Annotated in this window: 8 protein-coding genes; 4 read left to right on the forward strand and 4 right to left on the reverse strand. The window is 69.7% G+C overall.

Features of this window, described 5'->3' with window-relative positions:
- Positions 1–282: 282 nt before the first annotated feature.
- Together ASG52_RS01125 and ASG52_RS01130 are read right to left on the reverse strand one after the other, a co-directional pair.
- Complete coding sequence (locus ASG52_RS01125) at positions 283–3,426, reverse strand: efflux RND transporter permease subunit (RefSeq protein WP_056237828.1); 3,144 nt, start codon at positions 3,424–3,426, stop codon at positions 283–285.
- A 37-nt stretch (positions 3,427–3,463) separates the two neighbouring features.
- On the reverse strand, positions 3,464–4,639 hold the full coding sequence (locus ASG52_RS01130) for an efflux RND transporter periplasmic adaptor subunit (RefSeq protein ID WP_082552284.1): 1,176 nt from the start codon (positions 4,637–4,639) through the stop codon (positions 3,464–3,466).
- 211 nt (positions 4,640–4,850) lie between these two features.
- Here ASG52_RS01130 and ASG52_RS01135 point away from each other — a divergent pair, with 211 nt between their 5' ends.
- The 4 genes from ASG52_RS01135 to ASG52_RS01150 all read left to right on the forward strand — a co-directional run bounded on the left by ASG52_RS01135 (position 4,851) and on the right by ASG52_RS01150 (position 8,855).
- On the forward strand, positions 4,851–5,993 hold the full coding sequence (locus ASG52_RS01135; RefSeq protein ID WP_056237831.1) for an ABC transporter permease: 1,143 nt from the start codon (positions 4,851–4,853) through the stop codon (positions 5,991–5,993).
- 18 nt (positions 5,994–6,011) lie between these two features.
- Positions 6,012–6,863, forward strand: coding sequence for an ABC transporter ATP-binding protein (locus tag ASG52_RS01140; RefSeq protein ID WP_502691008.1), 852 nt, complete (start codon positions 6,012–6,014; stop codon positions 6,861–6,863).
- 182 nt (positions 6,864–7,045) lie between these two features.
- A complete protein-coding gene (locus ASG52_RS01145) occupies positions 7,046–8,128 on the forward strand; it encodes an MlaD family protein (protein WP_056237834.1) in 1,083 nt (360 codons plus the stop codon).
- Between the two features lie 121 nt (positions 8,129–8,249).
- Positions 8,250–8,855, forward strand: coding sequence for an ABC-type transport auxiliary lipoprotein family protein (locus ASG52_RS01150; protein WP_502691009.1), 606 nt, complete (start codon positions 8,250–8,252; stop codon positions 8,853–8,855).
- A 71-nt stretch (positions 8,856–8,926) separates the two neighbouring features.
- Here ASG52_RS01150 and ASG52_RS01155 read toward each other — a convergent pair whose 3' ends face one another.
- Together ASG52_RS01155 and ASG52_RS01160 are read right to left on the reverse strand one after the other, a co-directional pair.
- Positions 8,927–10,114 carry a Hint domain-containing protein gene (locus ASG52_RS01155; protein WP_502691012.1) on the reverse strand — a complete coding sequence of 396 codons (1,188 nt, stop codon included), beginning with the start codon at positions 10,112–10,114 and terminating at the stop codon, positions 8,927–8,929.
- Between the two features lie 478 nt (positions 10,115–10,592).
- Entirely contained in the window at positions 10,593–12,419 is a 1,827-nt protein-coding gene (locus tag ASG52_RS01160) for a tetratricopeptide repeat-containing sulfotransferase family protein (protein ID WP_056237841.1), read from the reverse strand.
- Positions 12,420–12,435: the final 16 nt, after the last annotated feature.

The raw sequence follows: 12,435 nt of genomic DNA on the forward strand, positions 1-12,435 counted from the left end.
GTGGTAAAAATCAACTTGAAATTGACCTATGGAGATTTTTTGAGGATAAAATATACTCTAGATGAATTTACAGATGGGAGGGAATCACAACCTTTCATTGTTCGGGTAGGAGGCAGTTTCTCCCGACACGCGACAACAACGGTCTCGAGTCTGGGAGTATCGAAAGTTGTATCAACTTCAGGTGGATGGGTGCCGGCTGTCGAGGTCGGGGACCATCCCCATTCCTCCGCGTTCTCGGCGGTCTCCGCCGCCGGGCGATCACCGCAGGACCGCTCGGGCCGCCTACCCGGCCGCGCGCGGCGGCTCGGCGGCGGCACTCCGCCGCCCGAACCCGCGCTCGGCGAGGCTCTGGAAGACGACGTAGAGCATCGGGATCAGGAACAGCCCGACGGTCGTGGCCGCGATCATGCCGGCGAAGATCGGGGTGCCGATGGCGCGGCGGCTGATCTCGGCGGCGCCCTCGGCGAAGACGAGGGGGACGAGGCCGAGGATGAAGGCGATCGAGGTCATCGCCACGGCGCGGAAGCGCACCGAGGCGCCGGCCACCGCCGCCTCGCGGATCGAATGGCCGTCCGCGCGCTGCTTGCGGGCGAACTCGACGATGAGGATGCCGTTCTTGGCCGCCAGCGCCACCAGCACCACGAGCCCGACCTGAGCGTAGAGATCGAGCGAGAGCCCGGCGACCAGGATGCCGCCGAGCGCGCCCAGCACGCCGACGCTGACGGAGAGCAGCACGGGCACCGGGATCATCCAGCTTTCGTAGAGCCCAACGAGGAACAGGTAGGCGAAGACCAGCGACAGGCCGAGCACCAGCCCGGTCTGCCCCTGCGCCTTGGTCTCCTGATAGGCGGTGCCGGTCCACTCGAAGCCGTAGCCGTCGGGCAGGGTCGCGTCCGAGACCGCCGCCATCGCCTTCAGCGCCGTGCCCGAGGAGACCCGCGCGGCGGGGCTGCCTTCGATCGGGATCGAGCGGTAGTTGTTGGTGCGCGTCAGCACCTGCGGACCGCCGACGAAGCGGGCGGAGGCGAAGGAGCGGAGCGGCACCTCGTCGCCCTTGGCGTTCTTCACGTAGACCTGCCACAGGTCCGAGACCTTGTCGCGGTCGCCCGCCTCGGCCTCGATGTTGACCTGCCACGTGCGGCCGAAGACGTCGAAGTTGTTGATGTAGGTGCCGCCGAACGTCGCCTGGAGCGTGTCGAACACGTCGCCGAGGTTGACGCCGAGCACCGCGGCCTTGTCGCGGTCGATGTCGAGGAACAGCGACGGGTTGGCGGCGGTGTAGGTGGTGAACACGTCCGCGAGCCGCGGATCGGCGTTGGCGGCGGCCATCAGGCCTTGCGCGACGCTGCCCAGTTCGTCCGGGCTCTGGCCCTCGATCGCCTCCAGCGCGTATTCGAAGCCGCCGCTGGTCGAGAGGCCGATGATCGGCGGCATGTTGAAGGCGATCACCTCGCCGCTGCGGATCGACTGCGCGTCTCGGCCGATCCGGGCGATCAGCGCTTGCGCCGAATCCTCCGGCCTGGTCCGCTCCGAGAACGGCTTCAGGTGGACCAGCATGAACGCCATGTTCGGGGCATTCACCGTGTCGAGGTAGGAATAGCCGATGACCGAGTAGGTGTCGGCCACCTGCGGCATCGCCAGGATCTGCTTCTCCAGCGCCGTCACGGTCTCGGCGGTGCGCGCCACCGAGGCGCCGTCGGGCAGTTGGACCGTGACGAAGAAGGCGCCCTGATCTTCCGAGGGCAGGAACCCGCTCGGCGTCAGCGCCGCGAGCGCATAGATGCCGCCGCCGCAGGCCGCGACCAGCACGAGCCCGACGAGGCTGACCCGCACGAGCCGGGCCACCGTCGCCGAATAGCGGGCCCGCGTCCGCTCGACCGCCCTTTGCGTCAGGCCGGCGAGCCCGCGGGCGTGGCCGCCGCGGCGCAGGAGCACGGCGCAGAGCGCGGGCGACAGGGTGAGGGCCACCAGCGCCGAGATCACCATGCTGGCCCCGATGGTGACGGCGCATTGACGAAACAGCACGCCGGACAGGCCGGGGATGGCAGCGAGCGGCACGAACACCGAGAGCAGCACCAGGGTGATGGCGAGGATCGGCCCGGTGACCTCGCGCATGGCGAGCTTGGTGGCGTCGGCGACCGATAATTCGGGCCGCTCCTCCATCACGCGCTCGACGTTCTCGACCACGACGATGGCGTCGTCGACGACGATGCCGATGGCGAGCACCATCGCGAGCAGCGAGATGGTGTTGGCGGAGTAGCCCAAGGCCAGCAGCACCGCGAAGGTGCCGATCAGGCTGACCGGGACGGCGAGCGCCGGGATCAGCGCGGCCCGCAGGCTGCCGAGGAACAGGTAGACGACCAGCACCACGAGCAGGAACGCCTCGGCGATGGTCAGCAGCACCTCGTGGATGGTCTGATCGACGAAGGTGGTGGCGTCGTAGACGACCTTCGACTTGACCCCCGGCGGGAAGCGCTTGCTCACCCGCTTCAGCGTGGCCTCCACCGCGTCCGCGGTCTGGACCGCGTTGGCGCCCGGCGCGAGTTGGATCGCGATGGCGACCGCGGGCTTGCCGTTGAGCCGGGCGATGGCGTCGAGATTCTGCGCGCCCATCTCGACGCGGGCCACGTCCTTGACCCGCAGCACCGAGCCGTCGGGGTCGGCGCGCACGACGATGTTGCCGAACTCCTCCACGGTCGAGAGCCGGCCCTTGGTCTGGACGTTGAACTGGAACTGCTGGTCGTTGCCGACCGGGCGCGCCCCGACCCGGCCGGCGGCGGCCTGCACGTTCTGCGCGTTGACGGCGTTGACGATCTCGGACGGCGCCATCTTCAGGTTGTTGAGGCGATCGACGTCGAACCAGATCCGCATCGAGTATTGCTGGTTCACGAACAGCGACGCTTGGCCCACGCCGGGCGTGCGGCTCAGTTCGTCGAGCACGCTGATGGTGGCGTAGTTCGTCAGGAACAGCGGGTCCTGGCTGCCGTCCTCGCTGTAGAGCATCAGGTATTGCAGGATCGCGGTGGCCTGCTTCTGCACCGTGACGCCCTCCTGCCGCACCTCCTGCGGCAGTTGGGCGAGCGCCGTCTGGACGCGGTTGTTGACGTTGACGGTGTCGATGTCCGGGTCGCTGCCGAGCTTGAACGACACGGTCAGGCTGTAGCTGCCGTCGTTGCCGCTCATCGACTTCATGTAGATCATCTTGTCGACGCCGATGACCGCGGCCTCCAGCGGCTGGGCGATGGCGGCCTCGACCACCTCCGCCGAGGCGCCCGGATAGGTCGCGCTGACCTGCACCTCCGGCGGCACGATCTGCGGGAACTGGGCGACCGGAATCTGGGACATCGCCAGGAGGCCGGCCAGCGTCACGACGATGGCCGCCACCACGGCGAGCCGCGGGCGGTCGATGAAGATCGAGGAGATCATCGCGGGCTCCGCCTCTGGGTCCGTTGAGCCGCGCGGCTCACCGGTTCGCCTCCTGCGGGGCGCCCGGCGCCGGGGAGGCCGCCACCGGCTCTCCGGCACGCACGCGCTGGAGGTTGTCGGTCACGATGGTCTCGCCGTCCTTGAGGCCCGACGTCACCGTGGTGCGGCTGCCGACCGGCTGACCGAGCCCGACGTTGCGGCGCTCGGCCTTGCCGTCGCCGCCGACGACGTAGACGTAGTCGCCGCGCTGGTCGGTGAGCACCGCCGCGCGCGGGATCGTCACGAGGCGCACCGGCTCGGGGTTCTCGACGATCACCGTCACGAACTCGCCGTCGATGAGTTCGCGCACCGCGTGCCCGGCCTTGTTCTCGCCGCGGGCCGGGTTGGCGAACACCCCGCGGATCGAAAAACTGTCGGTGGAGGCGGAGACGGTGTTGTCGGTGAAATCGACGTGGCCGGTCTCCCCGTAGGTCCGCCCGTCGGGCAGGACGATGCGGAGCTTCAAGGAGTCGAGGCCGCCGACCGCGGCGAGGCGGTGGCGCAGATCGATCACCGTGCGGGTCGGGATCGTGAACAGCAGGTACATCGGGTCCTGGCTGACCACCGTCGTCAGCACGCCGGTGTCCGACGAGACGAGGTTGCCCGCGGTGATCGCGGTGCGGCCGATCTTGCCGTCGATCGGCGAGGAGATCGTCGTGTAGCTCAGGTTGATCTGCGCGGTCTTCAGGTCGGCCTGCGCGCCCTGGAGCTGCCCCTGCAGCGAGCCTTCCTGCGACTGGTCCTCATCGACCTTCTGCTGGAGCCCGGCCGGGCTGCGCATCAGCGAAGTCGAGCGGGCGAGGTTGAGGTCGGCGAGCTTGAGCTGTGCCTGGATGTTGGCGAGCGCCCCCTTCTTGGCCGCGAGGTCGGCCTCGAACGGCGCCGTCTCCAGCCGGTAGAGCACGTCGCCCTTGCGGACGTCCTGGCCTTCCTTGAAGACTACCTGATCGAGGAACGAGGTGACGCGGGCGACCGCCGAATAGCGCGACACCGCCTGGATGCGGCCGATGTATTTCTCAGACTCGGTCACTTCCTGCGCCGAGACCGTGAGGGTGCCGACCGCGGGGGGCGCGCCCTTCGTCTCCGCGGCGAGACCCGGTGAGGCGAGGAGCAGGGCGAGGAGGAGCGTCCCGCGCGCCGAGCGCACGGCAGGAGCATGGCCGAAAACCGACATCTCAACCTCGATCCCGACACACGATCCGCCGCGCTCGGCTCGTGCCGGACGCTCGGGAGCGGGGGGCCTCCCGGACGGCGGCGTGCAGAGGCACCAAGGGTTAACAAAAGTCAACGAATCCTTGCCCGTTTGGTCTCGCCTGTGGCGATGCGGTATAGGCAGCGCATACGTAGTCCGACCCGTCCCGCAGGGACGCCAGCGGGAGTGATCCGTGCGGATCGAGAACGGCTCCGGTACGCTCGACGCCGCGGGCGCCGACCTCGACGGCGCGCGCGTGACCCTGCGCGGGCGCTGGACCGCCGACCAGGGCCCGGCGGTGGAGCGGGCGGCGGCCGACATCGCCGCCCACGGCCGCGGGCAGGCGGTGGTGATCGATCTCAGCGGCGTCCGGCGCCTCGACACGCTCGGCGCCTGGGTGCTGGAGCGGACCCGCGCCGAGATCGAGGGGGCGGGCTCGCGCCTCGCCTATGCCGGCGCGCGGCCCGAGCACCGCATCCTGCTCGGCGAGATGGGCCTGCGCGAGGCCGAGCCGAAGGCGCCGGACACCCGCAACCCGGCGGTCCGGATGCTCGACGGGCTCGGCCGCCGCGTCGCCCGCGGCGGGGCCGAGGTGCTGGCCGGCATCGCCTTCCTTGGCGAGGTGGTCGCGGCGGCGGGCCGCGTCGCGCGGCGGCCCAAGACGTTCCGCACGGCGGCGCTCGTCAACCAGCTCGAACAGGTCGCCTTCCGCGGCGTGCCGATCATCGTGCTGATCTCGTTCCTCGTCGGCGGCATCGTCGCCCAGCAGGGCATCTTCCAGCTCCAGCGCTTCGGCGCGCAGAGCTTCGTCGTGAACCTGATCGGCCTGCTGATCCTGCGCGAACTCGGCGTCCTGCTCACCTCGATCATGGTGGCGGGCCGCTCCGGCTCGGCGTTCACCGCCGAGATCGGCTCGATGCGGATGCGCGAGGAGGTCGATGCCCTGCGCGTCATGGGCCTCGACCCGATCGAGATCCTGATCCTGCCGCGCATCCTCGCGCTGGTGATCGGCCTGCCGATCCTGTCCTTCCTCGGCTCGCTCGCGGCTCTGGCCGGCGGCGGGTTCACGGCGGCGCTCTATGGCGGGCTCACCATCGACGGGTTCCTCGCCCGGCTCCAGGCGGCGGTGTCGTTCCACCATTTCGCCGTGGGGCTGATCAAGGCGCCGTTCATGGCGCTCACCATCGGCATCATCGCGACGATCGAGGGGTTCGCGGTCGAGGGCTCGGCGGAATCGCTCGGCCGCCACGTCACCGCCTCAGTCGTCAAGTCAATCTTCATGGTGATCGTGCTGGATGGCCTCTTCGCGGTCTTCTTCGCCGCGATCAACTTTTGACACGCGCGAGCGGACGAGTTGGCAGACCCTCACTTCCCTCAAGCGGCGCAGTCCGAGGTGCAGGCGGCGCAGCCCGAAGTGGATGCGATCATCCGCGTGCGTGACCTCGTCGTGACCTTCGGCGAGCGCGCCGTGATGAAGGGGCTCGACCTCGACATCCGCCGCGGCGAGATCTTGGGGTTCGTCGGGCCTTCGGGGCAGGGCAAGTCGGTGCTGACCCGCACCATCCTCGGCTTGGTCCCGAAGCGCTCCGGCACCATCGAGATCTTCGGCGAGGACGTGGACGCGATCACGCTCACCCGGCGCCGCCAGCTCGAGCAGCGCTGGGGCGTGCTGTTCCAGCAGGGCGCGCTGTTCTCGGGGCTCACCGTCAAGCAGAACATCCAGATGCCGATGCGCGAGCATCTCAAGCTCTCCGAGCGGCTGCTCGACGAGTTCGCCCGGCTCAAGATCGAGATGGTCGGCCTCAAGCCCGACGCCGCCGACAAGTACCCCTCGGAGCTGTCCGGCGGCATGATCAAGCGCGCCGCGCTCGCCCGCTCGCTGGCGCTCGACCCCGAGATCCTGTTCCTCGACGAGCCGACCTCGGGCCTCGACCCGATCGGCGCGGGCGAGTTCGACGACCTCGTCTCGACCCTGAAGCGCACGCTCGGGCTCACCGTCTTCATGGTGACGCACGACCTCGACAGCCTCTACACCGCCTGCGACCGCATCGCGGCTTTGGGCGACGGCAAGATCATCGCGGAAGGGACGATCCGGGAGATGCTGGACCACGACCATCCGTGGCTGCGCTCCTACTTCCACGGCAAGCGCGCCCGCGCGCTGGCGCCCACTGCGCCGGCACCAGCACCGGCCTACGCCCATGCGTAAGACCAGTTCGCTCCTTCCGATCGGCGATGCCCGGGCATCGCCGATCGCCCCCGCGACTGCGGGGCGGCGGTCGTCCGCCGGACGCGCTGCTCTCGACCACAGGTCGGGGGCAGCGCACCTAGGACGTCGAAGTGCGGTGGCGCACCGCCTGACCCCTCCGGATCGGGGAGAGAGCTAGTCCGATGGAGACCCGCGCGAACTACGTCCTGATCGGCGCCTTCACCATCGGCGTCGTGCTGGCCGCCTTCGGCTTCGTGTTCTGGCTCCAGGGCGGATCGCGGGGGCAGGCGAGCCAGGCGCTGCGCATCGTCTTCTCCGGCTCGGTCGGGGGCCTGGCCAAGGGCTCGACGGTGTCGTTCAACGGCATCAAGGTCGGCGAGGCGCTCGACGTGCGCCTGCTGCCGCAGGACCCGCGCCGGGTCGTGGCCGTGGTGCAGGTCGATCCCTCGACGCCCTTGCGCGCCGACACCCGCGCACGGCTCGATTCCGCGATGCTGACCGGCGTCTCGCAGATCTCGCTGTCCGGCGGCAGCGCCGACGCGCCCCCGCTCAAGCCCGGCTCCGGCGACCAGATGCCGACGATCTTCGCCGATTCGAGCGACATCCAGGACATGATGGCCGCCGCCAAGCAGATCGCGCAGCGCGCCGACGACGTGCTCCAGCGCCTCGACAAGGTGGTGGCCGGCAACGAGGGCGCGATCACCCGCACGCTCGCCAACGTCGAGTCCTTCTCCAAGACACTCGCCGAGGCCGGCCCCTCCATCACCGGTCTCGTCAAGGCGGTGGACGGGCAGCGCCTCAACCGGGTGATCGAGAACGCCGACACCTTCTCGACCGCGCTCGCCAAGTCCGGCCCCGACATCGAGGCCGGCCTGCACGATGCCCGTGCGTTGGCGGCCAAGCTCAGCGCCTCGGCCGACCGCATCGACGGCGTGCTGAAGGGGGCCGAGGGCTTCCTCGGCTCGGCCTCGGGCCAGCAGGGCGCGGGCACCTTCTCCGAGATCCAGAAGGCGGCGGTCTCGGTGCGCGAGGCCGGCATCGCCTTCCGCACGCTGTCGGAGAACCTCGACAAGCGTACCGCCAACATCTCGACGAGCTTCAACCGCCTGTCGGGGTCGAGCCGCCGCGAGGTCGAGGCCCTGGCGACCGACGGCCAGCGCACCCTCAACACCCTGAGCCGCGCGGCGCGCAGCCTGGAGCGCGACCCCTCGCAGGTGATCTTCGGCGGCAAGCCGACGTTGCCGGAATACAACGGTGCCCGCTGACGTGGTCCCGCGCACCCGATGTGCCGGGGCGCACTGCCCCGTTCGAGCGTTGCCGTAAGCTGGGCGTGGTAGGGTGGCCTTCCGCCCCCTGCCCCAGCGACGGACGGTGCCCGAGCGCATGATGCGAGTTTTCCTTCCCGCCTCTTCCGGCCGCGCGGCGCGTGCCGCCGCCGGTCTCGCGCTGCTGGCCGCCCTCGCCGGCTGCGGCGGCGGCGCGACGCCGCTCACCTTCGACCTCGCCGCCCTCCCCGGCCAGCCGCGGACGACGGGCGCCGCGCGCTCCCTGGTGGTGTCGGAGCCTGTGGGCTTGCAGCCGATGGAGGCCGACCGCATCATCGTGCGCGAGCGCGGCGGCTCCCTGTCCTTCCTCGGCGGCGGCCAGTGGGCCGACCGTCTGCCGCGGCTGATCCAGACCCGGATCATCCAGAGCCTGGAGAACACCGGCCGCCTGCGCTCGGTCTCGCGCCCCGGTGACAAGATCCCGTCCGAGTATCTGCTGGTCAGCGAGATCCGCGAGTTCGACATCGATTCCGGCTCGGGCGAGGCGGTGGTGGACCTCTCCGCCAAGCTGATCGCCGAGGGCACCGGCCGGGTCGTCAACGCCCGCGTCTTCACCGCCCGCGTCCCTGTGCCCAAGGTCGACGCCCAGACCGCCGCCACCGGCCTCGACGCCGCGCTGAGCCAAGTGCTCGGCGATCTGGTGCGCTGGGTGAACGCCGGGCGGTAGGGACCGCCCGAAACGCCGCAGGCCCGGACATGCGTCCGGGCCTGCGATTTCCTCGTCCGTCGTGAGGCGCGTCAGGCGTTCCGCCGGCCCTCGTTCCGCATCTCGTTGCCGGCCTGCGGCGCGACCCAGCGCGGCAGCGCGGGCGCCGCAAGGGTGAGGCGCAGGAACGTCGCGCCGCGGCAGCCGTCCCACAACTCGGCCGGGAGCCGTGCCGCGCCGTCGGTCCAGCGAACGCCGCCGTCGAACGCGTGGAAGCCATCATCCAGGCACGGGTCGTCGAGGGCGACCGTGCGGGCGCCGGTCAGGCCGTCGTCGATCGTCAGCCCGGCGAGCGGCAGGCCGAGGCGGCGCGCGTCGGTCGAGCCCGGCACGACATGGGCCGGCACGCTCGTCTCCGACACGAGGCGCACGTCGCAGGCCCCGGCCGGCAGGACGAAGCGGGCGGTGAGCCCCGCCACGTCCGGGCGGATGGTCTCGCCGTCGGCGAGAATATGCAACCCGGCGAAGGTGTCGTCGCGCTTGCACCAACCGAGCGTCTCGGCGCGCTCCCCGAGCCGGGCGCGGACCAGATCGACCAGCGCGCCCGCCTCGTGGAACGGGCGGCAGAACGCCAGCCCGCTCTCCGGCCGGGCGTCGGGCGTCGCGGCGAGGTCGGTGAGATCGGCGTTGGCGAAGAAGCGGCGGTTGCCGCAATCGAGATAGCTTTCCGTCGGAAGCCCCTCGGCAAGCAGGACGTCGTGGCTGTCGAGCTCGACGTGCCAGTATGTGACCTCTTCGACGTCCACTTGGGTGATCGTGGTGCCGTTGATGAGGCGGCAGGCCGGGATCAGCACCTCGCCGAGAACATCGACGGCGATGGCGTGGGCGGGGGAGACGAACAGGTCGCGGGCCGGGCGGCCCGCACCGAAAGCGTGCGCGGCGATGCGCACGGGCAGACGTTCAGCGTGTCCGAGACAGGGCATGCTGCGATGGCCGATCCAGCGGATGGGCCGGATTTCACCCGAGGCGGTGATCACCTCGTCGCCGATCGTCAAGCTCTCGACGGCGATCTCGCCGCGATCGGTTCGGATCAGCGTTCCCGAAGCGAAGCAAGTAATCGTCCATTGAGAAGCGGTGTCCGATGGATCGGCGCGGGTAAAGGACCCGTCCCTCGTATCCAAAATCGGAGCGCCTCCGCCATAATCATTGTTTGTGTAGAGATACTTATTCGATCCTATCTGAGTAACAATGCCTCTTGACGTGCGGCCGAAATAGGTCACCGTTACCGGCGATTGGGAGTTCGAATTCGTTACGACGAATTGGTCGTTTGTGATATCTCCGAGTCGACCGGTGTTTTCCGAAGGGCTTGCCTGATCTGCGCTATCGGAAATGGTATTGGAGCCGTTTCCTGCCGACGTCGCATCGTAATAGCCGGCGCCATCGATGAGTTTAAATCTTTGAGTGAATGTTTGTGTCGGCCCGGCCATGAAAGTCTTGCCATGTCGAAGAAGGGGTCGAGGTCCTGGCCGCTTGTACACCAAGGGCCCATCGCATGTTCACACTCATACGATCGGCCTGCATTGCCCGCTATGACGAACGGGACACAACCGAAACTCCAGTTCGGGGCCGGCGCCGCCGTTGCGACGCGCCGGACCGGTTAGAGCATCGTCCCGAAAGGTGGTTTCCGGCTTTCGGAAAAAGACGATGCGGCACAAGGATATAGAGCATCGTCCTGGATCCGATATCCAGGACGATGCTCTAGGCCTGCGGATCGAACCCGTCCTCGACCGTGTAGCCCAGCCGCTCGATCAGCGGCGCCAGGATCGGCACGGCCGGTTCCAACTGGCGGCGGTAGTGTCGGTAGCGGTAGCGCGAGCGGTCGTAGAGCTTTTCCGTCACCTGGGCGTAGCTCGCGGTGCGGGCGTAGCGCGGGTTGGCCTCGTGGTTGAGCACGCCCGGGTCGAAGGGCAGGCCGACGAAGTCGAACACGCTCCGCACCGTCGCCTCCTGGTCGTCGATCATGTCCTCGTAGCGCACGGTGCGGTAGTTCAGGTCCATGACGGAGCGGTAATGCGCCACGAGGTCGGCCGAGAGCACGAGGTGCTCGGCGGCCGTCTCCAGGGCCGAGCCGCAATGGGCGCCGTGGGTGAACACGTTCGACATCGCCGAGACCATGATGTCGAGGGGGTGGCGGATCAGGTGCAGCAGGGGGGCACCCGGAAACATCAGCCCGATCAGCCCGAGATGGACCTCGTTCAGCGGCATCTTGTCGGTGAACAGGGGCGCGCCCTCGCGCAGCACGCCGAGCTGGCGCACCCGCTGGAGATAGTGGTCGCGCAAGGTGTCGAGGCCCTCGCGGCGGTCGCCCATCCAGAGCTCAGTGAGCGCGCCGGGATACTCCCAGGGGCTGGCGAGCAGGCGCGGCGCCGATCCGGCGATCTCGTGGACCAGGGTCAGCTCGTCGCCCGCCGCGACCAGCGGGCTCGCGGTCAGCGTCTGCTCCAACAGCGTCGTGCCCGAGCGCGGGAAGCCGAGGATGAAGACCGGCTGCGGCACGTCGGTGCGCACGCCCGCCCGCGGCAGCAGGTCGAGATGTTCGCGGGTGAAGAACGCCTTGAGCGCCTCGGCCATCCCGACCGCCTCGTCCCGCAGGTAGCCGTGGCCCGACAGCTCGCGCATCCGCTGCTTGGCCGTCGCGAATTCGGGCCAGGCCTCGTCGTAGCGGCCGAGCCGGTCGAGCTGGCGCCCGCGCTCCAGCCGCTCGACCGGGCGCAGCGACCGCCCTTGCGCGGCGCGGTCGAGCAGCGCCACCGCCGCCTCGGCCTGCTTGCGCCGACCCAGGATCGCCGCCCGTAGCAGCAGCATCTGCGGGCTCGGGGGCCCGAGCCGTTCCAGCCGGTCGAGCAGGCTTTCCGCGTCGTCGAGCTTGCGGTCGGCCTCCTCCAGCTGCGCCCAGGCCAGCAGGGTGTGGCGGTTGTCGGGCTCCAGCCCGTCGGCCTCCCGGTAGAGGGCGCGGGCCTCCTCCACCTTGCCCTGGTTCTTCAGGCAGGTGGCGAGGTTCGACAGCACCAGCGGGATGCGCCGCCCGGACAGAGCAAGCGCGCGGCGGCAATGGTACTCGCCGAGCGCCGGGCGATGCGCCTCGGTCATCGCCATGCCCATCAGGTTGTGGGCCTGGGGGTTGGCGGGTGCGAGGCGCACGCCCTGGCGGGCATGGCGCTCGGCGGCCTCGATGTCGCCGCGCCCGAGTTCGAGCAGGGCGAGCTTGTTGACCGGCCAGAAATTGCCGGGCTCGACCGCGGCTAGCCGCTCCAGCAGGGCCGCCGCCGCTTTCGTGTTGCCCTGGCTGAACCGGATCTCGCCCAGAACCGCCAGCGCCTCGGGCTGGAGCGGCGCCCGCTCCAGCACGGACAGGCCGATGCGCTCGGCCCCCGCCCGGTCGCCGCCGCGCAGGGCCTGCGCCGCCGCCTGCCCCTCGTCCGCCAGCGCCGGGTCGGGCGGCGGCGCGCCCTCGGCCTCGGGTGCGTAGGCACAGCAGCGGGCCGCCGAGAGTCCGCTGCCGCAGTCGCAGGCGGGGTGATCCATCGGCCGGTCCGATCCG

This window comes from Methylobacterium sp. Leaf456 (genome assembly GCF_001425465.1).
Taxonomy (GTDB): domain Bacteria; phylum Pseudomonadota; class Alphaproteobacteria; order Rhizobiales; family Beijerinckiaceae; genus Methylobacterium.